At 62.5% G+C, this 23,305-nt stretch carries 21 protein-coding genes; 6 read left to right on the top strand and 15 right to left on the bottom strand.

Features of this window, described 5'->3' with window-relative positions:
* Positions 1 to 252 precede the first annotated feature (252 nt).
* Genes NP945_RS28715 through NP945_RS28700 form a run of 4 tightly spaced genes read right to left on the bottom strand, consistent with a single transcriptional unit; the run spans position 253 to position 4,339 of the window.
* A complete protein-coding gene (locus NP945_RS28715) occupies positions 253 to 960 on the bottom strand; it encodes an ABC-type transport auxiliary lipoprotein family protein (RefSeq protein ID WP_256748201.1) in 708 nt (235 codons plus the stop codon).
* Positions 941 to 2,314 (bottom strand): MlaD family protein, encoded by a 1,374-nt coding sequence (locus tag NP945_RS28710; RefSeq protein ID WP_256748200.1) that lies wholly within the window; start codon positions 2,312 to 2,314, stop codon positions 941 to 943. The genes NP945_RS28715 and NP945_RS28710 overlap by 20 nt, the downstream gene beginning before the upstream one ends.
* A 14-nt stretch (positions 2,315 to 2,328) precedes the next feature.
* The gene (locus NP945_RS28705; protein WP_127810519.1) at positions 2,329 to 3,150 is read right to left on the bottom strand and encodes an ABC transporter ATP-binding protein; all 822 of its coding nucleotides are present in this window, start codon (positions 3,148 to 3,150) and stop codon (positions 2,329 to 2,331) included.
* A 1-nt stretch (position 3,151) separates the two neighbouring features.
* The gene (locus tag NP945_RS28700) at positions 3,152 to 4,339 is read right to left on the bottom strand and encodes an ABC transporter permease (protein ID WP_023810578.1); all 1,188 of its coding nucleotides are present in this window, start codon (positions 4,337 to 4,339) and stop codon (positions 3,152 to 3,154) included.
* A gap of 76 nt (positions 4,340 to 4,415) precedes the next feature.
* Between NP945_RS28700 and dgcA the strand changes: the two genes are divergently transcribed.
* Entirely contained in the window at positions 4,416 to 5,399 is a 984-nt protein-coding gene (dgcA, locus tag NP945_RS28695) for an N-acetyl-D-Glu racemase DgcA (RefSeq protein ID WP_127382672.1), read from the top strand.
* Here dgcA and NP945_RS28690 read toward each other — a convergent pair.
* Both NP945_RS28690 and NP945_RS28685 read right to left on the bottom strand, forming a co-directional pair.
* Positions 5,370 to 6,584 (bottom strand): MFS transporter, encoded by a 1,215-nt coding sequence (locus tag NP945_RS28690; protein ID WP_127810521.1) that lies wholly within the window; start codon positions 6,582 to 6,584, stop codon positions 5,370 to 5,372. The two genes, dgcA and NP945_RS28690, sit on opposite strands and share 30 nt — an antisense overlap.
* A 126-nt stretch (positions 6,585 to 6,710) precedes the next feature.
* A complete protein-coding gene (locus NP945_RS28685; protein WP_127272349.1) occupies positions 6,711 to 7,526 on the bottom strand; it encodes a UDP-2,3-diacylglucosamine diphosphatase in 816 nt (271 codons plus the stop codon).
* Between the two features lie 118 nt (positions 7,527 to 7,644).
* Here NP945_RS28685 and NP945_RS28680 point away from each other — a divergent pair, with 118 nt between their 5' ends.
* From NP945_RS28680 to NP945_RS28670, 3 genes are all read left to right on the top strand, one after another.
* Positions 7,645 to 8,424: an SDR family oxidoreductase gene (locus NP945_RS28680; RefSeq protein ID WP_256748199.1), complete on the top strand. Its 780-nt coding sequence runs from the start codon at positions 7,645 to 7,647 to the stop codon at positions 8,422 to 8,424.
* 177 nt (positions 8,425 to 8,601) lie between these two features.
* A complete protein-coding gene (locus NP945_RS28675; RefSeq protein WP_256748198.1) occupies positions 8,602 to 10,926 on the top strand; it encodes an NADP-dependent malic enzyme in 2,325 nt (774 codons plus the stop codon).
* 90 nt (positions 10,927 to 11,016) lie between these two features.
* On the top strand, positions 11,017 to 12,231 hold the full coding sequence (locus tag NP945_RS28670) for a DUF2865 domain-containing protein (protein WP_256748197.1): 1,215 nt from the start codon (positions 11,017 to 11,019) through the stop codon (positions 12,229 to 12,231).
* Here the strand turns inward: NP945_RS28670 and gltX are convergent.
* The 6 genes from gltX to NP945_RS28640 all read right to left on the bottom strand — a co-directional run bounded on the left by gltX (position 12,149) and on the right by NP945_RS28640 (position 20,449).
* Positions 12,149 to 13,522, bottom strand: a complete 1,374-nt coding sequence (gene gltX / locus NP945_RS28665) for a glutamate--tRNA ligase (RefSeq protein ID WP_256748196.1) — start codon at positions 13,520 to 13,522, stop codon at positions 12,149 to 12,151. The genes NP945_RS28670 and gltX overlap by 83 nt on opposite strands.
* Positions 13,523 to 13,855: 333 nt before the next feature.
* Complete coding sequence (locus NP945_RS28660; RefSeq protein ID WP_256748195.1) at positions 13,856 to 15,043, bottom strand: hypothetical protein; 1,188 nt, start codon at positions 15,041 to 15,043, stop codon at positions 13,856 to 13,858.
* 249 nt (positions 15,044 to 15,292) lie between these two features.
* Complete coding sequence (locus NP945_RS28655; RefSeq protein WP_256748194.1) at positions 15,293 to 17,098, bottom strand: ABC transporter ATP-binding protein; 1,806 nt, start codon at positions 17,096 to 17,098, stop codon at positions 15,293 to 15,295.
* A gap of 378 nt (positions 17,099 to 17,476) precedes the next feature.
* The gene (locus NP945_RS28650) at positions 17,477 to 17,887 is read right to left on the bottom strand and encodes a GNAT family N-acetyltransferase (protein ID WP_127268639.1); all 411 of its coding nucleotides are present in this window, start codon (positions 17,885 to 17,887) and stop codon (positions 17,477 to 17,479) included.
* A 39-nt stretch (positions 17,888 to 17,926) separates the two neighbouring features.
* Positions 17,927 to 19,603 (bottom strand): NAD+ synthase, encoded by a 1,677-nt coding sequence (locus tag NP945_RS28645; RefSeq protein WP_256748193.1) that lies wholly within the window; start codon positions 19,601 to 19,603, stop codon positions 17,927 to 17,929.
* Positions 19,604 to 19,732: 129 nt separating this feature from the next.
* Complete coding sequence (locus NP945_RS28640; RefSeq protein WP_127268644.1) at positions 19,733 to 20,449, bottom strand: DNA-3-methyladenine glycosylase I; 717 nt, start codon at positions 20,447 to 20,449, stop codon at positions 19,733 to 19,735.
* Between the two features lie 92 nt (positions 20,450 to 20,541).
* Between NP945_RS28640 and NP945_RS28635 the strand changes: the two genes are divergently transcribed.
* A complete protein-coding gene (locus NP945_RS28635) occupies positions 20,542 to 21,105 on the top strand; it encodes a DUF1003 domain-containing protein (RefSeq protein ID WP_256748192.1) in 564 nt (187 codons plus the stop codon).
* Positions 21,102 to 21,689, top strand: coding sequence for a DedA family protein (locus NP945_RS28630; RefSeq protein ID WP_127268646.1), 588 nt, complete (start codon positions 21,102 to 21,104; stop codon positions 21,687 to 21,689). The genes NP945_RS28635 and NP945_RS28630 overlap by 4 nt, the downstream gene beginning before the upstream one ends.
* Before the next feature lie 3 nt (positions 21,690 to 21,692).
* Here the strand turns inward: NP945_RS28630 and NP945_RS28625 are convergent, their stop codons facing one another.
* The 3 genes from NP945_RS28625 to NP945_RS28615 all read right to left on the bottom strand — a co-directional run bounded on the left by NP945_RS28625 (position 21,693) and on the right by NP945_RS28615 (position 23,178).
* A complete protein-coding gene (locus tag NP945_RS28625) occupies positions 21,693 to 22,280 on the bottom strand; it encodes a hemerythrin domain-containing protein (protein WP_127327280.1) in 588 nt (195 codons plus the stop codon).
* Between the two features lie 40 nt (positions 22,281 to 22,320).
* Entirely contained in the window at positions 22,321 to 22,680 is a 360-nt protein-coding gene (locus NP945_RS28620) for a diacylglycerol kinase (protein ID WP_023810560.1), read from the bottom strand.
* 81 nt (positions 22,681 to 22,761) lie between these two features.
* Complete coding sequence (locus tag NP945_RS28615) at positions 22,762 to 23,178, bottom strand: GFA family protein (RefSeq protein WP_027036778.1); 417 nt, start codon at positions 23,176 to 23,178, stop codon at positions 22,762 to 22,764.
* Between the last annotated feature and the right edge of the window lie 127 nt (positions 23,179 to 23,305).

Below are 23,305 nucleotides of genomic sequence, written 5' to 3'. Positions count from 1 at the left end.
CCAAGCGACTATTCGGTCGTGCGTGACAAAGGCGAAGATCCCAAGCTCATTGACGGTTGTAGCCGGAGGGGCAGCGGGCGACTTCGCCAAGCCTCGGGCCGGATGGCCATCGGCCCGAGGCTCAATCGCTTCCATCGCACATAATCATCTCGTGCAGATACAAGGGGCGGCGCAAACCAAAGATCTTTAAGTCGATGCGCTGTGCGACGTGGTTTCAACGCGACGCACGATCGCTTTGAAAGCTCGGCCGGCTCAGATCACCGAATCCGTCCAGCGCACGATTTGCCCGGCGGCGTCGCCGAACGCCTTGTCGAGCGCGCTGACATAGGCAGGATTGCCGCTGCCCGAGACGGGTGCGGCTGCGGTGAAGCTCTTGGAGGCACGGACCTCGCCGTTGCGATCGTTCAGGATCCGCACGAACAGATCGACCTCGGCATGTTCGCCGCCGTCGACACGCACCTCGAAGGACCGGATTTCGACGATCACCTGATAGTCGATCGCCAGGCCCTCGCCCGGCTTCCCGACGCCGGCAAAGCTGCCTGAACGCTGGAAGGTCTCGGCCAGCCGCGCCTGCACGATCAGCGGCAGCCGGTCGGCCCATTGCGCGCCCTTGAGATACTGGATCGACCGATCCGACGGCTTGATGACGATATTCTGGCTGTCCAGCGCCTTGAGCGCCGACGGCTGCGCGATCAGGATCTGGCGGCGGCTATGGCCATGCGCGTCGACCGAAGGCGCCGACAGTTCGAACGTATCGAGCGGCGCGGGCTTGCCGCCCAACGCCGCGCAGCCGGCCAGCGTCAAGGCAAGCAGTGCCGCAGCCGATGTCAACCCGCCCGTTTTCACCCACACAGACTTCACGCGCGATCCCCGTTGTCCCCGGATCGTAAGATCGACCCGCTTTCGCGGCTCATGTTTCTGGGGCGCGCCGTCGCCGAAGTCAACGCCGCGCCCTGCCATCGAATTGCCGAACCTCGCCGTCGCCACCCGAAAGGATGCGCTGCGGATTGCGGCTGAGATCGGTCACCGCCTCCTCGATGCGGCTGATCGAACGGCGGCTGTCCTGCACCAAAGCCTCGACATTCGAAAGCCCCTGTCCCGAGAAGCGCGCCAGATTGTCGGTGATGACGCCAAGGCGCGAATTCAGCGTGTCGGCCACCTGCTTGAACGACTTAAGCGTGTTCCTGGCATCGGCCATCAAGCCGTCGGCCTGCCCCGACCCGAGCAAGGTATCGACCTTGGCAAGAATGCCATCGACGCGTACCGAGGCATCGTTGAGCCGTTGCGCGAGCTGCTTTGCGTCCTTGATCGTCTGGTCGATGTCGTCGGCCCGGTTGGCGAACTTGTGGGTCACCTCCGCGATGTCGGCGGCGGCCTTGTCGGCGCTCTCGCTGGCCTTTTGGATGTTGGCGAGCGCCGAGCGCACTTGTGCGGGATCGATACCGTCGAGCACGTTGTCGACCTTGGCCAGCGTGCCTTGCGTCTGCTTGGCGAAATCGTTGACCGACCCCACGGCCGTATCGACGTTCTTGATTACGCCGTCGAGCTGCTTCGACGTCTCCTTGAGGTTACCGGTTACCGCGTCGACATTGGCGACGATGCTCTTGATCTTGTCCTTGTCGACGGCGTTGAGAAGGCCTTCGGCTGCTTTCAGCGTGCCGTCGAGTTTGCCGGAAACGCCTTTAAGCTCATCCGCCAGCGTGCTGGCGGCGGACAGGAATTTGTCGATGCCATCCGAATTCTTGGCCAGCGCATCGGAGAAGGTCTGAACATTCTGGACGGTCTGCGTCAGCGGCCCGCGAACGTCCCTGGTGAAGCCTTCGAGCTCGGTCAGCACCTTGTCGGCGCGGGTGAAGATATTCTGCGCCGTCTGCAAGAGGTTGGTCACCGCCGACGGGTTGGCGACGATCTCGGCGACCTTGCCTTCCTTTTCCGCCTGGTCGAGGAGTTTCACTTCCTTGGGGTCGGCGCCCTTGAGCTCGATGTTGGCCTGCCCGGTCAGGCCGGCAAGCCCGATATCGGCTTGCGTCGATTTGGTGATCGGCGTCATGCGGTCGATCTCGGTATCGGCGATGGCAACCGTCGGATTGTCGACGTCGATATAGACGCGCTTGACGTCGCCGACCTTGACGCCGTTGAACAGCACGAAACTGCCGCGGCCAAGCCCGGACGCAGAGCCCGGAATGCGCACGCGCAGCAACGTCGTCTCGCCCTTGTCGCCGATGGCCGCCGTCCAATAGACGAAGGCAAACGCCGCCAGGATCGCAGCCAGCGTGAAGATGCCGACAATGACGTAGTTGGCTCTAGTTTCCATTGTCCCACTTATGGCTATGCGCGCGCCGCAAGATCAAGTTGCCGGGCGCGTTTTCCGCGGAAATAGGACTTTACCCACGGTTCCTCGCTCTTCAGCATGTCGTCGATGGTGCCTTCGACCAGCACTTTCTTCTTGCCGAGCACGGCCACCCGGTCGCAAGCGGTGAACAGCGTGTCGAGATCGTGCGTCACCATGTAGACGGTCAGATCCATCGTATCGCGCAGCTTGACCACCAGCTCGTCGAACTCCGCCGCGCTGATCGGATCGAGGCCCGATGTCGGCTCGTCGAGGAAGACGATGTCGGGATCGAGCGCGAGCGCCCGGGCCAGCGCGGCGCGCTTGATCATGCCGCCGGACAGTTCGGACGGGAATTTCTGCGCTGCATCGGGCGGCAGCCCGACCAGCTCGATCTTGAGCATCGCCAGTTCGTCCATCAGCTTTCGCGGCAGGTCGAGATATTCGCGCATCGGCACCTGGACGTTTTCCTGCACTGTCAGCGCCGAGAACAGCGCGCCGTGCTGGAACAGCACGCCAAGTCGCATGTCGATGCGAAGACGCTCGGCATCATCAGCTTTCTCGACATCGACGCCGAACAGCTTGATCGTACCCGACTGCTTGCGCGTCAGGCCGAGAATGGTGCGCAGCAGAACGGATTTACCAGCACCCGAGGCACCGACAAATCCAAGGATTTCGCCGCGCCTTATGTCGAGCGACAGTCTGTCGAGGATAAGCTTGTCGGCGAAGGACACGCTGATGTCGTGCGCGGATAGCACGATGTCGCCCTCGCCCGCCTCATCCGCCAATGCGCCCGCCCTTTTCCTGTTTCGCAGCTTCATCTCAGAACTCGATCGCTGCGTAGAACATGGCAAAAAGTCCGTCGAGGATGATGACGACGAAGATCGACTTCACAACCGAAGCGGTAACATGCTGGCCGAGCGATTCGGCGCTGCCGCCGACCTTCATGCCTTCGACCGAGGCAATCGTGCCGATGATCATGGCCATGAACGGCGCCTTGATCAGGCCGGCAAAGATGGTGCTGAGATCGATGGCGACGCGCAACCGGTCGATGAAGGCGGCGGGCGGGATGTCGGAATAGAGCCAGGCAGCCAGTATGCCGCCGCCGAGTGCGGCGAAATTGGCGATGATGGTCAGGCACGGCAAGGCGATGACCAGCGCCACGAGCCGGGGAAAGACCAGGACGCCGATCGGGTTGAGCCCGATGACCTTCAGCGCGTCGACCTCCTCGCGCATCTTCATCGAGCCGATCTCGGCAGTGATCGCGCTGCCGGAGCGGCCGGCGATCATGATTGCCGTCATCAGCACGCCAAGCTCGCGCAGGATCAGCACGCCGACCAGGTCGACGACGAAGATATCGGCGCCGAAATAGCTGAGCTGATAGGCGCCTTGCTGGGCAACGATGGCGCCGACGATCGCCGACATCAGCACCACCACCGGAATGGCGCCGACGCCCATGCGGTCGATCTGGTTGAAAATCGCCGCCGGGTTGACGGCATGGCCACGGCCGAGCTTCATCTGCGCGCCACGGATGGTGGCGCCGAGGATGTTCATCGAGGCGAGAAAATCGTCGCGCATCTCGTAGACCCGGCGGCCAACCGCCTCCAGCGCGCGAATGACGATGTTGGGCGGCCGCGCCGGGCCGGATTCGGGTTCGCGCCGCACGGCCTCGCCGACAGCTTCGAGCAGGATCGAAGCGATCTCGCTCTGGCCTTGCATCTGGATCTCGACGCCCTTCTTCTCGAAGGCGCTGACCAGCCGGTCGATCAGCCAGGCGCCGGCGGTGTCCATCTTCTCGATCTTGGAAACATCGAGCGCCAAGGTTTTGAAGCCGCTTCGCTTTTCGATCTTGCGCATGTCGGCGTCGATGAGCGCGACGGTCCTTGTGGTCCAGATTCCGGAGAAAGCGCAGCCAAGAACGCCGTCCTCCTCGCCGATCGCCACGCGCGGTTCGTGGTCAGCCTCCCCTGCGGTCGTGCCGCTTGCGTCGCGCTTGCCGATGGTCAACATGGCGTCCTGTTTAGCCTGACGGGTCTGACCTGTCGATTTGCCGACAACGCTTGTCGCACAGCAGGAGCAGAAAAATATGGCGCGTGTCATTTCGGTCGAGGCCGAGCGTTTTCCCATCGCCGGAACCTTCACCATTTCGCGAGGTTCCAAGACCGAAGCCGAGGTGATCTCCTGCACGATCGGCGAGGGCGGCCACCTCGGCCGTGGCGAATGCGTCCCCTACAAGCGCTATGGCGAGACCATGGAGGGCGTGCGGGACGCGATCGAGGCCATGCGCGGCCGGATCGCCGGTGGCATCAGCCGGACCGCCTTGCTCGATGCCATGCCGGCCGGAGCCGCCCGCAACGCCATAGACTGCGCCCTGTGGGACCTGGAGGCAAAGCTCAGCGGAACCTCGGTAGCAGTCGCGATAGGTGCTCTTCCCTTGCAGGCGCTCGAAACCGCCTACACGCTGTCGCTGGGCGAGCCGGAGGCGATGGCGGCGCAGGCTCGCGCCAATGCGGCGCGGCCGCTGCTCAAGGTCAAGATCGGCGGCGACAACGACATCGCCCGCATCCGCGCGGTCAGGCAGGCAGCGCCAGACAGCCGCATCATCCTCGACGCCAATGAGGGCTGGAGCGACGACAACATCGTTGCGAACCTAGCCTTTGCCGCCGAACAAGGCATCGCGCTGATCGAGCAGCCGCTGCCGGCCGGTCATGACGAAATCCTGCGCCATATCGCCCATCCCGTGCCGATCTGCGCCGATGAAAGCGTGCACGAGGCTGAGAATCTCGAAGCGCTTGTCGGTCTCTACGATGCCGTCAACATCAAGCTCGACAAGTCGGGGGGCCTGACTGCGGCACTGGTGCTGCGCGATCGCGCCCGCGAACTCGGTTTCGGCGTGATGGTCGGCTGCATGGTCGGCACGTCATTGGCGATGGCGCCAGCGGTGCTGCTTGCCCAGCATGCCGATTTCGTCGACCTCGACGGTCCGCTGCTGCTTGCCCGCGACCGGGTACCGGGCCTTGTCTACCAGGGATCGATGGTGTCACCGCCCGATGTGGCGCTGTGGGGCTGAGCGCGCTGCAAGGCCGATCAGCACGAGGCCGATCAAGGCGATCGGGATCATGGCAAAGAAGCCGTCCACGCCGAGATGGTCGTAGAGCGGGCCGGACGCCAGCGTCACCACCGCCATGAAGAAGCCGTTGGAGAAATAGGCAATGCCTTGCGCGGCACCTGTCCGCTCCTCGGAGACGGTTTCGCCGATCATCTTCTGCAGGCCGATCAGCCCAAGCGCCACCGAGACCGAGTGCAGCGACTGGACACCGAAGAAACCGGGAATGCCGAGGCCGAGCGGCCAGACCAGCGGAAAGGCGATCCAGCGCACGATGGAGCCGATCCCCGCCATCACCATGATCGACACGACGGAGAACCGGTCAAAAAAGCGGGTGAACATCATGAACATGCAGACTTCCGACACCACGCCCCAAGCCCATAAGAGACCGACAACCGAATCGCTGAGGCCGATCGATTTCCAGTAGATGGAGACGAAACCGTATAGGAATGCGTGGCTGGCGGTGATGACGCCGACGCCGACGGAAAAATACAGGAAATACGGGTTGAGAAGCTTCGGCGCCGAATGCTGGATATCGGTGGCCGACAGCGGTGAGGCGCGCCGCGGACGGCCTAGACGGGGCGCCAGCAGGCCAGCGGCAAGGGCCGCGGCAAACGCCGCCAGAATGATAACCGGAACGGCCTGCGAGCCGGTTGCCGACAGAATGAAACCGCCGGCGACATTGGCGCAGAGATAGGAGATCGAGCCCCATTTGCGCATGCTTGTGTAGTTCGAACCGAAGCGGCGGACACCCGAAAGCGCCAGCGAATCGGCGATCGGCGAATGCGGCGTCCAAACAATGGTCAGCGCCAATGAGACCGCCAGCACCATCGCATAGGTCGGTGGCAGGAAATAGCCTGCCGACAGGAGCAGTGATGCAGCCATCAGCGCGACATAGACATCGGCGCGGTCCCTGGCACGGTCGGCCAGCGCGGTCAGCAACGGCGTCGTCACCACGCGCAGGAACATCGGCGCCGCCAGAATGACGGCGATCTGCTCGGCGTGAAAACCCTTGGCCTGCAGCCACAGTGGAAAATAAGGCAAATGCGTTCCGAGCGGCACGTACAGCGTCGCGAAGATCAGGCTCATGCGCAGTTCGAAATGGCGCGGCTTGACGAGTTGTTCGGGCGAGAGCTGCGGCAGGGCCATGAATCGATCCAATCGCGCTGTATTCGACCGGACGGTAACGCGTATCGATCCCTTAACATGGACGAAAACCGGACGAAACCGGTTGGACTAAATTGATCGATTCCGAAGCCCGAAAAAGACTTCGGACTATGCCGCCTGCCCTACCCGGTCCGCGATGAGCAACGGGACAAAGGGCTCGTCCGGCGCTTCTGGCAGCACCTGCGCCCAGGTCAGGATTTCCATGCGGCCGTCAAAATGCTCGACCACGGCCGTGCAGCTTTCCACCCAGTCGCCGGTGTTGATGTACTGGACATCGCCAAAATTCTCGATGACGGCATGATGGATGTGGCCGCAAATGACGCCGTCGACGTGTGAACGACGCGCCTCATCCGCAAGCATGGTCTGGAACGAGCCGATGAAGTTCACCGCTTTCTTGACGTTGTGCTTGGCCCAGGACGAAAACGACCAATACGGCAGGCCGAGCAGTTGCCGCAGCCGCGTCACCACCCGATTGACCAGCATGGCCGCGTCATAGGCATGGTCGCCGAGATAGGCCAGCCAGCGCGCATTGTGGACCACGGTGTCGAACTGGTCGCCATGGATGACGAGCAGGCGCTTGCCGTCGGCGGTCTCGTGGATGGCACGGTCGGCGACAACGATGCCGCCGAAATGCACGCCCTGGAACTGGCGGGCGAACTCGTCATGGTTGCCGGCGATGTAGGTGATGTTGGCGCCCTTGCGCGCCTTGCGCAGCAGTTTCTGCACGACGTCATTGTGGCTTTGCGGCCAGTGCCAGCTCCGCCGCAGCCGCCAGCCGTCGACGATGTCGCCCACCAGATAGATGATATCGGCATCGTGATATCGAAGGAAATCGATCAGGAACTCGGCCTTGGCCGCCTTCGAGCCCAGATGGACATCGGAAATGAACATGCTGCGGAAAGTGCGGGGCTCTTGGCCGGACATCGCGATTTCACCGTTGCTTTCGGGAGCCTATGCCCCGATTCATGCAACAACCGTATGACGGTTGCGATTGGTCCAGCCGAAGGACTAGCTTGCCGGCCAAATCACAGGAGAAATCGTCATGGATCTCGGTATCCGCGGAAAGAAGGCCATCATCTGCGCTTCGAGCAAGGGACTTGGGCGCGGTTGCGCCATGGCGCTGGCCGAGGCCGGCTGCGATGTCGTGGTCAACGGGCGCAACGCCGAACTGGTGGCGAAAACCGCCGCGGAGTTGCGCGAGCGATATGGCGTCACGGTGACGGAAGTCGTCGGCGACGTTTCGAAGCCGGAGGTGCAGAAGGCGCTGCTCGCGGCCTGTCCCGAGCCGGATATCCTGGTCAACAACAATGGCGGCCCGCCGCTTCGCGATTTCCGCACGCTCGATCGCGAAAAGATCCTCGAAGGCGTCACCCAGAACATGGTGACGCCGATCGAGCTGGTCCAGGCTGTCCTTGACGGCATGGCGGCGCGCGGCTTCGGCCGCATCGTCAACATCACATCGCTGTCGGTCTATGTGCCCATTCCCGGCCTCGACCTGTCGTCCGGCGCGCGCGCCGGCCTGACCTCGTTTCTTGCCGGCGTGGCCAGAACGGTGATCGACCGCAACGTGACGATCAACAGTCTTTTGCCGGGCAAGCTCGACACCGACCGGCTGCGCGGCCCGCATGAAGCCGGCAGCGTAGAAAGCCCTGAGGCCGCGGCCGCGCGCAAGACCCGCATCAGCGCCGACGTTCCGGCCAAGCGGCTCGGCACGCCGGAAGAATTCGGCCAGATCTGCGCCTTCCTGTGCTCGGTCCATGCGGGCTATCTGACCGGGCAGAACATACCGGTCGATGGTGGTCTCTACGTCAGCGCCTTTTGATCAACTTGTCCGTGAAACTGTAGGAGCCGTCCGTTAGAGAATCGGCATAAGCATTTGATCATTAGCGACTTTCTACGCGCCGCCGGGTAAAGCTGCCGGCGCGTCAATTAGCGTCGCGAAAAACCACGGCTGCATGCTAAAAGGGAATCTCCAGCCAGATTTCGAGGGAGCGGCCGCATGGAAGGCGAGAGCAAAAAGACGGCACGTTCGGACCTCGACGAAGCCGCCCTCTACTTCCACAAGCACCCAAGGCCGGGCAAACTCGAGATCCAGGCGACCAAGCCGCTCGGCAATCAGCGCGACCTCGCGCTCGCCTATTCGCCTGGCGTCGCCGCCCCTTGCCTGGAAATCCGCGACGACCCGGCGACCGCCGCCGACTACACCGCACGCGCCAATCTGGTCGGCGTCGTCACCAACGGATCGGCGGTGCTCGGCCTCGGCAATATCGGCCCGCTGGCCTCCAAGCCGGTGATGGAAGGCAAGGCCGTCCTGTTCAAGAAGTTCGCCGGCATCGATGTCTTCGACATAGAGATCGACGCGCCGGGGATCGAGCGCATGGTCGAGACGATCTCGGCGCTGGAGCCGACTTTCGGCGGCATCAACCTCGAAGACATCAAGGCACCGGAATGCTTCGAGGTCGAGGAACAGTTGAAGGCGCGCATGAAGATACCGGTGTTCCACGACGACCAGCATGGCACCGCCATCATCGTCGCTGCCGCCGTGCTCAACGGGCTGGAATTCGCCGGCAAGACCATATCGGACATCAAGATCGTCACCTCCGGCGCCGGGGCTGCCGCCCTTGCTTGTCTCAACCTGCTGGTCTCGCTCGGCGCCAAGGTCGAAAACATCTGGGTCACCGACCGTTTCGGCGTCGCCTACAAGGGCCGCGTCGACGAGATGGATCGCTGGAAAGACCCTTATGTGAAGGACACCGAGGCGCGCACGCTGGCCGACGTCATATCGGGCGCCGATGTCTTCCTCGGCCTCTCGGCGGCAGGCGTGCTGAAGCCGGAACTGCTTGAGCACATGGCGCCAAAACCGCTGATCCTGGCGCTGGCCAACCCCAATCCGGAGATCATGCCGGAAACGGCGCGTGCGGCGCGTCCCGATGCGATGATCTGCACAGGCAGGTCCGATTTTCCCAATCAGGTCAACAACGTACTGTGTTTTCCTTACATCTTCCGCGGCGCGCTCGACTGTGGTGCCAGCGCTATCAACGAGGAGATGAAGATGGCGGCGGTCCGCGCCATCGCAGCCCTTGCCCGCGAGGAACCTTCAGATGTCGCTGCCCGCGCCTATTCCGGCGAGACGCCGATCTTCGGCCCTGAATTCCTGATCCCTTCGCCCTTCGATCCACGCCTGATCCTGCGCATAGCGCCCGCGGTCGCCAAGGCGGCCTGCGACACCGGTGTCGCGACGCGGCCGATCACCGATTTCGCCGCCTATATCGACAAGCTGAACCGCTTCGTCTTCCGCTCCGGCCTGGTGATGAAGCCGGTGTTCTCGTCCGCCAAGGCATCGAGCGCCAAGCGCGTCATCTATGCCGACGGCGAGGATGAGCGCGTGTTGCGCGCCGCCCAGGTGGTGCTCGAAGAAGGCATCGCCGAGCCGATCCTGATCGGCCGGCCGCACGTCATCGAGGTGCGCCTGAAGCGCTACGGCTTGCGCATCAAGCCCGGTGTCGATTTCGGCCTGATCAACCCGGAAGACGATCCGCGCTACCGCCATTATGTCGACCTTTTGATCGAACTCGCCGGCCGGCGGGGCGTCACGACGGAAGCCGCGCGCACCATGGTCCGCACCGACAACACGGTGATCGCAGCACTTGCGCTGAAACGCGGCGATGCCGACGCCATGGTCTGCGGCCTTGAAGGGCGCTTCGAGCGGCATCTGCGCAACGTCACCTTGATCATCGGCCCGCGCACCGGCGTCAAGGATCGCGACCTGTCGACGCTCTCCATGCTGATCTCGCAGCGCGGCATCATCTTCCTGACCGACACGCATGTCTCCGTCGACCCGACGGCGGAAGAAATCGCTGAGATGACGGTGCTGGCGGCGGAAGAAATCCAGCGCTTCGGCATCGAGCCGAAGGCAGCGCTGCTCTCGCATTCGGATTTCGGCTCGCGCGATTCGCCCAGTGCCCTGAAGATGCGGCAAGCGGCGGCGATCCTGGCGCGCATTGCCCCAGAGCTGGAATGCGATGGCGAGATGCACGCCGATTCCGCTCTGTCGGAGCATCTGCGCCAGCGCGTCTATCCGCATTCACGGCTGAAGGGCGAAGCCAATTTGCTGGTGTTCCCCAATCTCGATTCGGCCAACATCACGCTGACGGCGCTCAGGACCATGATGGATGCGCTACACGTGGGGCCGATCCTGCTCGGCACGGACATGCCGGCGCATATATTGACGCCGTCGGTCACCTCGCGCGGCGTCGTCAACATGACGGCGCTTGCCGTCGTGGAAGCCGCCCACAAGGCACAGGCGGTGGTCAATCTGGGCTGAACACGGATTTCGCGGTAAACTGCAGTTAACCGCGAACACGGTAGCCTTGCGGGGCTAACAGTCGGGATTTGGCAGGCGGAGTTTGGGCGGATGGCAAGCGGAGGGTGGAAGCAGGCGCATGCTGCCGTGCTGCTTGGCCTCTTGTTGTCCGCAACCTGGGGGGTGGCCGAGCCACAGGCCGCCTCGCGGGTCTGCCGCCAGCTGGAAGCCGATCTTGCCGCGTCCTCGCGCGGCGGCGGTGGCGGTCCGGCGCTGATCCGGAAATACGATTCCGCAATTGCCAGGCAGCATGAGCAGATTTCGAAAGCCCGCGGCCAAGCGAGCCGGGCCGGGTGCGGCTTTTCGCTGTTTGGCCGCAACCTCAATCAATGCGCCGGGCTGAACGCCACCATCGATCGCATGAATGCCAATCTCGACGCCTTGCAGAACAAGCGCGAGCGGCTGGCCGGCGGCGGCTCGCGCCGCGACCGCGGACGCATCCTGGCGGCGCTTGACGCCAATGGCTGCCGCGACGACGCCGTTGCGCCTCGGCGTGCGCCTTTGCAGGAAGCCAACCGCGACGGCGGCAGCGCAAACCTGTTCGATCAGCTTTTTGGCGGCAACAGCCAGCAGCTCGATATGCTTGATGAGCCCAACCAGCCCGACGATCCCGGCGAGGAGCGCAATGTCCGCCGTGTGCTCAACCAGCCCGGCATACCCGATTTTCCGAGCGTCGGCGGTGAGTTCCACACTTCCTGTGTGCGCACCTGCGACGGCTACTTCTTCCCGATGTCGAACTCAGCCTCGGCAGGCGATTTCGAACGTGACCAGAAGAATTGCGAATCGAGCTGCCCCGGCACCGAGATGCAGGTTTTCTATTCGCGCGGCATGGACGACGATTCGGCCTCGATGACGTCATCCGTCACCGGCCGGCCCTACAGCGAATTGCCGACCGCCTATCTCTACAAGCAGCCCGATATGTCGCGGCCGCCGGCTTGCGGCTGCAACGCCGCCGCGCAGGGTTTTCAGATCATCGCCGGCAACCCGCCGAATCCGGAACAGTTGCAACCCGAGACGGACTCCGCACCGTTCATTCCGGTGCCGATCTCCAAACCGGATCCAGGTGCCGATCCCGAAACGCTGGCCAATCAGGAAGGCGGGCTCGACCGCGAGACGATCAAGCGGGTTTCCGCCAAGCCGGTGACGTCGCCGGTGTCCGCGCTGCCGCCGGAACAGCGCAAGGTCAGGGTCGTCGGGCCAACGTTCCTTCCCGACCCATCAGCGGCAATAGATCTGCAAGCTCCGGCCCCGAAGGCAGTCCGGTAAGGGCTGCTCTGAGCGGCATGAACAACGCCTTGCCCTTGCGGCCGGTCGCTTCCCTGATCTTGCCCGTCCAGTCCTTCCAGATCGTCGCGCTCCAGGGTTCCTCCGGCAGCAGATCGAAGGCCTGTCGAAGGAAATCGCGGTCGTCATCGGAAAATTCCGGCTTCTCCTGCGGTCCGTCGCGCAGGATACGCCACCAGTTGACCGCATCGGCCAGCCTGTCGAGATTGCCGCGCACCGCCAGCCAGAACGGTTCGGCCTGCTCGCCGGAGACGCCGAGCACGATCAGACGGTCTTGTGCCTCGGCAAACGGCATGTGGTGCAGCAGCGACCGGTTGAGCACGAACAGCTCGTCCGGATCGAACTTGGCGGCGGATTTCGATGTCGCCGCCGGATCGAAGCGTTCGGCGAGTTCGCCCATCGTCGGCACCGCCGCGACATTCTCCGAAGTGCCTACCAGGACGGCCAATGATGCGACGGCCATCGGCTCGATGCCGTCCTCGCGCAGGCTTTCGATCGAGAGTGCGCCGGTGCGCTTCGACAAGCCCTCGCCCGATGCGGTGGTCAGGAGATTATGGTGGCCGAACACTGGCGGCTCGGCAGCCAGCGCCTGGAACAGGGCGATCTGCACGCCGGTGTTGGTGACGTGGTCGTCGCCCCGGATGACATGGCTGACGCCCATCTCGATGTCGTCGACGACGGAAGGCAGCGTATAGAGATAGGTGCCGTCCTCGCGCACAAGGACCGGGTCGGAAAGCGAGGCCAGATCGACGGTTTCCTCACCCCGCACCAGGTCGTACCAGTGCATTTCGGTGCGTTCCGGCTGTTGTGGATCGCCTGAGAAATTGGGGAGGAGAAACCGCCAGTGCGGCCTGCGGCCATCGGCCTGGTATTCGGCGATCTGCTCGTGCGTCAGGGTCAACGCCTCGCGACCATAGACCGGTGGCAGGCCGCGCGTGCGGCGCACCTTGCGCCTGAGATCGAGTTCCTCCGGCGTTTCATAGCAGGCATAGAGAACGCCTGCCGCCTTCAACCTCTCGACCGCCGCGTCATAGATATCGAAGCGCCGCGACTGGTACTCGGTGGCGTCGGGAAAAATGCCCAACCAATGCAGGTCGTAGAGGATGGCGTCGGAAAACTCCTGCTTCGAGCGCGCAATGTCGGTGTCGTCGAAGCGCTGGATGAATCGGCCCTTGTTGTTCATGGCAAACAGCCAGTTGAACAGAGCCGTGCGCGCATTGCCGATGTGAATGCGGCCGGTCGGCGACGGGGCGAAACGAACGGTAACTGTCATGAACGGGGCGTACCGGATGCTTTTGTGGTTGACAAGACGCGCCCCCGCGCTGGCCGGCAGACATAGAACATGGCGGCTGGAATGAAAAGACCGGCGGTGGACGCTCCGACGGCGCCCAGGCCGGCGGTGCCCATTTTGTGCCGGAAGCTTTTCATGATAGGAATTTTTTCTTGACTCAGTGCCCTCAGCTATGGTACATATTTGGCTATGGTGCTGATTTGCGCCAGCGACCCGCCGCACAGGCGGGTTTTTCGTTTGATGCTCCGTCAGCCAACGCGTCGGCGAAGGCTCAGAAGGAACCCATTAACCCAAGTTTGTAGCGCTTGAAGGCGATCAGCGGCCGAAATCATCGGAACTGAGGCGGGTCCAGCGGTCGCCCACCAATCCACCGATAAAGATGTCGCCGGAGCGGACCGCTTCCGTGACCTCGGCGATCCGCGAGCGGACCATTGTTCCCCCGGCATAGCGGAAGAAGACATTCTTGTAGCCAAAGAGTTGAGGTATGAATTTGGTCTGCGTCTGTCCGGTGATGCCCACACAGCCCATCTCCCATGCGGCGGCGACAAGCGCATCCAGCGTCGCGCCCCAGTGCAATCCGGATGCCTGGATCTGCAACAGGTTCGCCACGCCGCCGGCTTGACCATAGAAGGCATAACAACCGAGCATTTTACCCGTTTCGTCGTAGGTCCCACCGAAATGAAGGGGGCCGTCGGCCCGCTTCTCGGCCGCCAGCGCAAGCAGCCGTGCAAGTTCCCCATCCTTCCAACTCGGCCGAAGAGCGTAACCAGACAGGAGGGTCGGCAGCTTCTCGGCAAATTGAACGGCATCGATCGGCTCACGGTGCGTGCGATGCGACGATGAATGGACGACGGGGGGCTCGAACCTTTTCTTCGCAAGAGCATCGAATGCTCTCGCGCATGGATCGAGTACAAGGCGAGGCACGCCAGGCCATTTACGGTGCAGTGCGGAGGCGGCCATCGCCGCCGGCCGGAAAACATATGTCCATCCCAGACAATGCACAGGAAGGAGTTGGTACTTCATCGGGCGCGCGAAGGCCAAGGATGTCCGGTTGGCCGAATCGGTCAGCTGCAGATCGAATTCGCCTTGATGCAAGGCACGCAGCAATTGGGGTCCGGCCGAGCCGTCATCGGTGCCGGGGTCGGCCATGAGCGGCCCGATGATCGCCGCGTTCAATGCCGCTCCATTGAGCTCGTAGCGGGCTTTCAGAACGCCGAGGAACCCACCCAGACGACCGTGCCGGTTGATCTGGACAAGAGCGTTGCTTTCCCCGGACTGGCCGGCAGGGTCGAGGTAAATCTCTCTCATATACGCGGCCGTCTCCGCGATCGCGCGATCGAGGAGATGACGCCGCCGCCGGCGAAACTTCGTCAGGAAGAGTGCGGCGACGCGCTCGAGATCTTCGGCAGCCAGCGGCCGAACCGAGCCATGCTGAGATTCCAGCACTGACGGCGCAGCCAACTTCTCCTCGGCATTTGCAGAAAGATGCATCGTGAAGAACATCCGTGGGTTGCCCTCCATCGGATATATATCAACCAATGGTAGAAACAACGTATCTCGGTCAGTATGATGAACAGAGGTCTCAAGACTTACTATCCGGACAGGGCTTCACAGGCAAATCAAGTCGGCCAGCATCGATGCGCTGATCGGCGGGTTGGCCGCGGCCTTGCGATCGCATGCCCTGCTCCAGCCCGCTGGGCTGACCGTGCCGGACAGAGGCGGCCTCCGGCCGAAGCTGAAGGCCGCCTCAATTCAGCTCACAAGTCCCTTGGTCAGTTCCAATGCCTGGCGCTCGAACAGGCGGCGGTAGATGCCGCCTTTCAGCCGGATCAGTTCATCATGCGAGCCTTCCTCGACGATGTTGCCGCGATCGAAGACCAGCAGCCGGTCCAGCGCCCTCACCGTCGAAAGCCGGTGCGCGATGACCAGCGTCGTGCGGCCGACCATCAGCCGCTCCATCGCCTGCTGGATCAGCACCTCCGACTCCGAATCGAGGCTCGATGTCGCCTCGTCGAGGATCAGGATGCGCGCATCGGCAAGGAAGGCGCGCGCGATCGCCACGCGCTGACGTTCGCCGCCCGACAGTTTCACGCCGCGTTCGCCGACCAGCGTGCCATAGCCCTTCGGCAGGCTGGTGATGAAGTCATGCGCACTCGCCAACTTCGCGGCATGCTCGATCTCATCCTGCGTCGCACTCGGCCTGGCATAGGCGATGTTTTCGGCCAGCGACCGGTGGAACAGGATCGGCTCCTGCTGGACGATGGCGATCTGCCCGCGCAACGAGGCTTGCGCCACCTGCGAGATGTCCTGACCGTCGACCAGTATTTTCCCCGCATTCACGTCATAGAGCCGCTGGATAAGCTTGACGAAGGTCGTCTTGCCCGACCCCGAATGGCCGACCAGCCCGACGCGCTCACCCGGTGCGATATCGACCGAAAAGTCGCGGTAAAGCGCCGATCGGTGATGGCCATAGTGAAAGGTGACGTTGTCAAAGCTGATCCGTCCTTCGGTGATCCGGATCGGCTTGGCACCGGGCCGGTCCTCGATGCCGAGCGGTTCGGACTGGAAATCGACCAGCTCTTCCATATCGTTGATGGAGCGCTGCAGATTGCGGATATGCGTGCCGATATCCCTGAGATAGCCCTGCAGCACGAAGAGCGAGGTCAGCACGAAGGCAACGTCGCCGGCGCTCGCCTGCCCCCACGACCACAGCATCAGCGCCAGGCCGATCACCGCGGCGCGCATGACCAGCAGCAGCACCCCTTGCGTGGTGCCGTTGATGGTGCCGCGCACCCAGGTGCGCCGTGTGCGCGCACGCCATTTGGCGACGACCTTGGCCAGTCGGCGTTCTTCGCGCTCCTCGGCGCCAAAGCCCTTGACCACGGCGTTGCAGCTGACCGCGTCGGCCAGCGAGCCGCCGAGGCGGGTATCCCACGTGTTGGCGAGCCTTGCCGCCGGCGCGACATAGCCAAGCGACAGCAGCGCCGTCACCGTGATGAACAGCACCGAACCGGCAGCAACGACCGCCCCCATCAACGGCCAGAACCAGCCAAGCAGCAATGTCGAGCCGACCAGCATGACGATTGACGGCAGCAGCGCGATGAGGATGGTGTCGTTGAGCAGGTCGAGCGCCCACATGCCGCGCGTCACCTTGCGCACGGTCGAGCCGGCAAAGCTGTTGGCATGCCAGTCGGTGGAAAAGCGCTGGACGCGATGGAAAGCATCGGCGGCGATGTCGGCCATCATCTTCAACGTCAGCTCGACGATCCCCATGAACGCCAGGTTGCGCAACACGACGCCGGCCAGCGCCAGCGCCATCAGCATCGAGAACGCCACCAGCGCGGCATTCCAGGCAATCGCGTCGGCGCCGGCGCTGCTGGCGACGGCGTCGACCAGCCGGCCGGAATAGAGCGGCGTCAGCACATCGGCCAGCGTCGACAGCAGGAAGCTGCCCATGATGAGCGAAAGCCGCCACGGCTGGCGCCGCCAATGAGTGAGCGTGAAGCCAAGAACGCTGCGAAAGGCGCTCGCGCGCAAATCGATCTTGAAACGAGCCATGATGTCATTCGGGCACAAACGAGCCCGATCCCAGTAAGTCGAAAATTGAAGAAGCCGCGCAAGGAGCCAATGAGTGCCCGGAAGCGGAGTGGCATATTTGGCGTATCGCCCAAATCGGGCGGCGATCGGCATCGGCATAAGCCTGTGCTCGGTCCGGCATCGGCACGAAGGGGAAACCTTCGCGGAGCGCCGGATGAGACCTAGGCTTCGCGGCCTCGCATTACCATGTGAAATACTGCCATTCGGACCTCCCGCAAGACAATTGCGGAGGTGTCCTTATAGAGACGCTCCGATGCATCGCCAAGACGAGTTCACGCCAAAAGTGTATCTGGTCCAACCACTGCGATTATTTTGCAACAACGGAGCAAGCCGCGCGCCTCATTCAGGAATGCGATCCAAGCGCATGTAGCGGCCATCGGTCGATGGCTTGAACCCAAGCTTCTCATAGACGCCGTGTGCGTCGCTGGTCGACAGGCTCCAGTGGAAAACAGTCCTGACTTCAGGATGATCGATAAGGGCCTGGACGAGCCGGCTGCCGATGCCTTGCCCGCGATGCCCGGGCCAGATGATGATGTCGGCGAGATAGGCGAACACCGTGCGGTCGGTGATCGCGCGGCCGAAGCCGACTTGCCTGCCGTCGACATAGGCGCCGACGCAAAGCGAATTGGCAAAGGCGCGGCGATGGACTTCATCAGTGCGTCCGGCGCCCCAATAGCTTGCCATCAACAGGTCCGATGTCGCACGGAAATCGATCCGTGACATGTCGAAGCTGATCTCACAATCGGGCATGGCTGTCTCCGACCGCACCGCCGCGCGCGCTTTCGGTACCTAGCTGCGATCCCTGAACCGGTTGGTGATGGGATAGCGGCGGTCGCGGCCAAAATTCTTTTTGGTGATCTTCACGCCCGGCGCCGCCTGCCGTCGCTTGTATTCTGCGATGTAGAGCAGGTGCTCGATGCGCGTCACCGTCGCCCGGTCATGGCCGCGCGCAACGATGTCGTCGACGCCCATCTCATTTTCCACCAGGCATTCGAGGATGTCGTCCAGCACCGGATAGGGCGGCAGCGAATCCTGGTCGGTCTGGTTCTCGCGCAATTCCGCCGATGGCGCCTTGTCGATGATGTTTTTCGGGATCACCTCGCCCGAGGGCCCGAGCGCGCCCGGCGGCACGTGGCTGTTGCGCCAGCGCGACAGCGCGTAGACCTGCATCTTGTAAAGGTCCTTGATCGGATTGAAGCCGCCATTCATGTCGCCATAGAGCGTGGCGTAGCCAACCGACATCTCGCTCTTGTTGCCCGTGGTGACAACCATCGAGCCGAACTTGTTGGAGATCGCCATCAGGATGGTGCCGCGCGCGCGGCTCTGCAAATTCTCCTCGGTGATGCCTTCCTTGGTGCCTTCGAACATCTGCGTCAGCGCGTGCAGGAACCCTTCGACCGGCTCGAAGATCGGCACGATGTCATAGCGGCAGCCGAGCGCCCGGGCGCAATCCTCGGCATCCTTCAGCGAGTCCTTCGAGGTGTAGCGATAGGGCATCATGACGGCGCGCAGGCGTTCCTCGCCGAGCGCATCGACGGCGAGCGCCGCGCAGATCGCCGAATCGATGCCGCCGGACAGACCAAGCACCACATTCTTGAAACCGTTCTTGTTGACGTAGTCGCGCAGGCCCAACATGCAGGCGCGATAGTCGGCCTCCTCCCGGTCCGGGATTTTCGACATCGGCCCTTCCGAACAGACCCAGTGATCCCCTTGTCTTTTCCAGGTGGTGATGTCGACCGCTTCCTCGAACTGGCTCATCTGGAAGGCAAGCGTCTTGTCGGCGCCAATGGCAAACGACGCGCCGTCGAAGATCAACTCGTCCTGCCCGCCAAGCTGGTTGGCATAGATCATCGGCAGCCCGCATTCGATGACCTGGCGGATGACGACCTGGTGGCGGACATCGATCTTGGCGCGATAATAGGGCGAGCCGTTCGGCACCAGCAGGATTTCCGCCCCGCTTTCGGCCAGCGACTCGCAGATATCGACATCGCCCCAGATGTCCTCGCAGATCGGAACTCCGATGCGCACGCCGCGGAAATTGACCGGCCCCTGGATCTCGGGTCCGGCCTGGAAGACGCGCTTCTCGTCGAACTCGCCGTAGTTCGGCAGATCGAGCTTGTAGCGTTCGGCGATGATCTTGCCGCCATCGGCGAAGACGATCGAATTGTGCGTGCCGCTCTTGCGCTTCAACGGCGTGCCGATGATGACGCCGGGACCGCCATCCGCGGTGTCGGCGGCAAAGTCCTGTGCCGCCTTTTCGCAGGCTTTCAAAAAGGCCGGCTTCAGCACCAGATCCTCCGGCGGGTAGCCGGCGAGGAAAAGCTCGGTATAGAGCACGAGATCGGCGCCTTGGCGCGCGGCATCCGCCCTCGCCTCGCGGGCCTTGGCGAGATTGCTCGATATGTCGCCGACAGTCGGATTGAGCTGGGCGACGGCGATGCGCAGGATGTCGAGCTTCTTGGTCATGCCTGCTGACTTAGCGCGGCAAAATTGCCCGGGCAATGGCGTTCGTTTGGACCAATTCGGACCGATTGACATACGTCAATCGTGTGCGGACCGATCGACGTGCTTCAATCGTGGCGAGACGACCAGGTATCAATCGTCGCCCATATATTCGCGCAACGCTTGCGGCGAATGATTCTCGCCGATCGACATCGCCAGGATGCGTGAAATATGCCGGCGCGGCAGGCCTGTCTGCACCACCCACTGGTTGATCTGTGCCTGGATCTTGTCGAGGTCCCTCTTCGAAGTCGGGCTTTCGGCGATGTCGAGGCCAGCGTCGCGCAACGCCGCGGCCATATCGCCCGAGATGACGAACGCATCCCAACCCAGCCAGCGCAGGAAATACTGGCCCGTATTGCCGCCCAACCGGCTGCCATGCTTGCCGAGCCAGGCCATCAGCCCGACCTGGTCGTCCGCCGGCCAGTTTGCAAGGAATTGGCCGAAGCCGCCATATTCCTTCGACACGCGCTCGACGAAGGCGGCGTTGTCGCGCACGGATCTGATCTTCTGCGGGTTGCGCACGATGCGCTGGTCGGCCGTCAGATCGTGCCAGAAATCATCGGGCTGGAACAACAGCCGCTTCGGCTCGAAGCGCAGAAACGCCTCCTCGAAGCCCGGCCATTTCTGCTCGATGACGCGCCAGACGAAACCGGCGGCGAAGACGCGTTCGGCCATAACAGAGAGAATGCGGTCATCGGCGATGTCAGCCACGGCGGCATTGTCAGGCGCCGGACCCAGCAGCGACGTCAGTTCCTCTTCGCCGCCCTTGCGTTTTGCGGCGCGTGCGCGAATTTTCTTGAAATCGGCCATTGGTCCCTCGGCAACTGGAATCAATCTAACACTTCCCGTGTGAGCCGGCAGCCTCTACCTCTTACGGCAAGCCAAAGACCCTGGAGATGGCCATGAACAAGACGATCGACGACCTGGCGAACCGCTGGCTCAAGCGGCGGCCGGACGGCCTCAGCCATCTCGAAAGCCGGGTGCTGCAATCGACGCTCGAACGCACCACCATCTCGCGCGACACCAACAAGGCCGTCGCCTTCCACCAGACCTTCGGCGACCAGCTCGCCGACACGATCGCCCGCATCGGTGGGTCATGGTCCTTCATCCTGACCTTCATCGCCTTTCTGATCCTGTGGACATCAGCCAATGTCTGGCTGCTTTCGCGTGACGCCTTCGATCCCTACCCGTTCATCTTCCTCAATCTCGTTCTGTCGATGGTCGCCGCCTTGCAGGCGCCGGTGATCATGATGGCGCAGAACCGCCAGACCGAACGCGACCGCATCGACGCCGCCCACGATTACGAGGTCAACCTGAAAGCCGAGATCGAGATCATGGCGCTGCATGAAAAGCTGGATGAACTGCGCCACGGCCAGATTCTCGGTATGCGCGACGAGATCGTGCAACTGACCGAAATGATCAAGCGGATCGACGAAAGGCTGTCTTCGCAGCAGTCGGCTTCATGACCGACGCGATCCATCATTTCATCGAACAATACGGGCTGCTCGCGGTCTTTATCGGTTGCGTCGCGGAGGGCGAAAGTGCCGCCATTCTTGGCGGTTTCTTCGCCCACCAGCAGGTCTTCGTCCTGTGGCACGCGGTTCTTGCGGCGGCGCTCGGCGCCTTCGTCGGCGATACTTTCTTCTTCATCCTCGGACGAAGCTTCGCCGACCATCCCTATGTCGTCAGATTGCGCAAACGGCCCGGCTTCCGCCGCGCCTTTCGGCTGCTCAACACCCATCCCGACATTTTCGTGCTGTCCAACCGCTATATCTACGGCATGCGCCTCGTCGGCGGCATTGCAGCCGGGCTTTCCAACATCGCTGCGCCGCGCTTCGTCATCCTCAACGCGCTTTCATCGGCGGTCTGGGCGGTGCTGTTCGGTACGATCGGTTATGTCTTTGGACTTGGCGCCGAGCACGTCATCGGCCAGGCGTTGATGCATCACGAACGGTTGCTGATCGGGCTTGGCATCGGCTTGACCGTGGCCGTTCTGGCATGGCTCGTCGCCCGTCACATCGCCAGCAAGGAACGCGCCAGGGAGGGCTGATCGTCAATCCACGCCGAGCGCCCGATCCCCCCGATCGAGGATAAGCGGGATGATCAGGTCTTCCTCGTCGGCAAGATGCCTTGTCAGCATGGCGATCAGCCGGCTGTTTTCGTCGGCATAGGCGTCGGCGGCAAAGCGCTGTCTGTCTTCGCTCTCCTGAAGCGTCTTGATGAACGCATTGGCCGCCTCGGCATTACGCTCCAGCCCCTCATGGATGGTGTGATGGTCGGCATCGAGTATCTCGAAGCCGTGCTTCAAACGGGGCTCGGCCTTGGCGAAGACCGGGAAATATTGATAATCCTCGACGTTGTGGTGACCGTCGAGGTTGCCTAGAAAATGATTGAGGCGGGGCGCGAACCAGCGCGCGAAATCAGGCGCCGTCAGCCGTCCCTCACGGTAGTCGCCGATGCCGTTGGCCAGCATGCCGCCAAGTTCGCGGAACATGTCGTGCCGCTGCAGCCACATATTGGCGATGCCGTGGATGTTGGCATGGTCCTGCCAGTTTTCACGCGGATATTTCTCGGCCAGCCAGCGCAGATCATCCGGCAGGCCTACGCGTTCGAGAAGCAGAAAATTGGCGGCCCCGGCCATGACAGTCTCCTTTGGTGACTGGCATATAGGCATCGAAAGGCTAGATCGGTAGCCCGGTGATCCGCTCGATAATGGCAATGCCCCAGACGCCGGCGACGATGAGCACCGAAATCAGCACCGCCAGCGAACCGCAATCCTTGGCCAACTGGATATCGACATTGAACTCGCGGCTGAAAGCGTCGCATGCCGCCTCGATGCCGGTGTTCAGCACTTCGACCATGATCAGGAGCAGCACCGCGCCGATCAGCAAGGCATAACCGCGCCACGAGATCGAAACGAACCAGCCGAGCGGCAAGGCAAGCGCCAGCAGCATCAGCTCCTGCTGGAAAGCCTTCTCGCTGGTGGCCAGCTTGCGAAACGCCCGCACCGAATTGAAATAAGCATCGATCAGCCGCTGCATGCCAAACCCCTTTGCGAATCACCGGCACGGGATAATGCAATGGCTGGCCAGATCAATGGAATAAGGTGACTTGTCCAAGATTCATTCAGCAACCGGTATGGACGGTGTCGACTTTTCAAACTGTGGCAGCCCGTCGTCGATCGAATAATAGTCGCCCTTGTCACCGACGAAGATATGGCATTCCCCCTCAAGACCTGTCGGCTTGTCGAACGATCCCGCCATGACCGAAACGTAGTCCTGGTCTCGCGGCTTCCAGAACAGCACCGATCCGCATGCCTTGCAGAACCCACGCCTGGCGAAGGTAGAGGCTTCGTACCAGGTGATACTTTCCGTGCCCTCGATCACGATGTCGGCGTTGGCAACATTGGTCGCGGCATAGAAATGTCCGCTCTGCTTGCGGCATTGCGAGCAATGGCAATAGACGACGCCACGCAGCGCCCCGTTCGTTCTGAAGCGGACGGCTCCGCACAGACACGATCCCTGGTGACCATCACTCACGTCGATCCTCCTTGAAGAAAAGTGCCGGGCATGGCTTAGGATTCCAGCTTTGCCGCGCAAGCACGCAAGCAAATGCGACATGTGCTGGCGTGGAGAATCCGAAATTCGGTTTCATTTTCAAGAGTGC

Source organism: Mesorhizobium sp. LMG17149 (assembly GCF_024518695.1).
GTDB lineage: Bacteria > Pseudomonadota > Alphaproteobacteria > Rhizobiales > Rhizobiaceae > Mesorhizobium.
Note: the sequence above shows the minus strand (reverse complement) of the source record. Positions and strands in the feature narration are given on the sequence as shown.

Bases quoted from the DNA above. Each gene is read 5' to 3' on its own strand.
- NP945_RS28715 (WP_256748201.1), bottom strand. From the start codon at position 960: ATGGCAGGGCGCGGCGTTGACTTCGGCGACGGCGCGCCCCAGAAACAT.
- NP945_RS28710 (WP_256748200.1), bottom strand. From the start codon at position 2,314: ATGGAAACTAGAGCCAACTACGTCATTGTCGGCATCTTCACGCTGGCT.
- NP945_RS28705 (WP_127810519.1), bottom strand. From the start codon at position 3,150: ATGAAGCTGCGAAACAGGAAAAGGGCGGGCGCATTGGCGGATGAGGCG.
- NP945_RS28700 (WP_023810578.1), bottom strand. From the start codon at position 4,339: ATGTTGACCATCGGCAAGCGCGACGCAAGCGGCACGACCGCAGGGGAG.
- dgcA (WP_127382672.1), top strand. From the start codon at position 4,416: ATGGCGCGTGTCATTTCGGTCGAGGCCGAGCGTTTTCCCATCGCCGGA.
- NP945_RS28690 (WP_127810521.1), bottom strand. From the start codon at position 6,584: ATGGCCCTGCCGCAGCTCTCGCCCGAACAACTCGTCAAGCCGCGCCAT.
- NP945_RS28685 (WP_127272349.1), bottom strand. From the start codon at position 7,526: ATGTCCGGCCAAGAGCCCCGCACTTTCCGCAGCATGTTCATTTCCGAT.
- NP945_RS28680 (WP_256748199.1), top strand. From the start codon at position 7,645: ATGGATCTCGGTATCCGCGGAAAGAAGGCCATCATCTGCGCTTCGAGC.
- NP945_RS28675 (WP_256748198.1), top strand. From the start codon at position 8,602: ATGGAAGGCGAGAGCAAAAAGACGGCACGTTCGGACCTCGACGAAGCC.
- NP945_RS28670 (WP_256748197.1), top strand. From the start codon at position 11,017: ATGGCAAGCGGAGGGTGGAAGCAGGCGCATGCTGCCGTGCTGCTTGGC.
- gltX (WP_256748196.1), bottom strand. From the start codon at position 13,522: ATGACAGTTACCGTTCGTTTCGCCCCGTCGCCGACCGGCCGCATTCAC.
- NP945_RS28660 (WP_256748195.1), bottom strand. From the start codon at position 15,043: ATGTTCTTCACGATGCATCTTTCTGCAAATGCCGAGGAGAAGTTGGCT.
- NP945_RS28655 (WP_256748194.1), bottom strand. From the start codon at position 17,098: ATGGCTCGTTTCAAGATCGATTTGCGCGCGAGCGCCTTTCGCAGCGTT.
- NP945_RS28650 (WP_127268639.1), bottom strand. From the start codon at position 17,887: ATGCCCGATTGTGAGATCAGCTTCGACATGTCACGGATCGATTTCCGT.
- NP945_RS28645 (WP_256748193.1), bottom strand. From the start codon at position 19,603: ATGACCAAGAAGCTCGACATCCTGCGCATCGCCGTCGCCCAGCTCAAT.
- NP945_RS28640 (WP_127268644.1), bottom strand. From the start codon at position 20,449: ATGGCCGATTTCAAGAAAATTCGCGCACGCGCCGCAAAACGCAAGGGC.
- NP945_RS28635 (WP_256748192.1), top strand. From the start codon at position 20,542: ATGAACAAGACGATCGACGACCTGGCGAACCGCTGGCTCAAGCGGCGG.
- NP945_RS28630 (WP_127268646.1), top strand. From the start codon at position 21,102: ATGACCGACGCGATCCATCATTTCATCGAACAATACGGGCTGCTCGCG.
- NP945_RS28625 (WP_127327280.1), bottom strand. From the start codon at position 22,280: ATGGCCGGGGCCGCCAATTTTCTGCTTCTCGAACGCGTAGGCCTGCCG.
- NP945_RS28620 (WP_023810560.1), bottom strand. From the start codon at position 22,680: ATGCAGCGGCTGATCGATGCTTATTTCAATTCGGTGCGGGCGTTTCGC.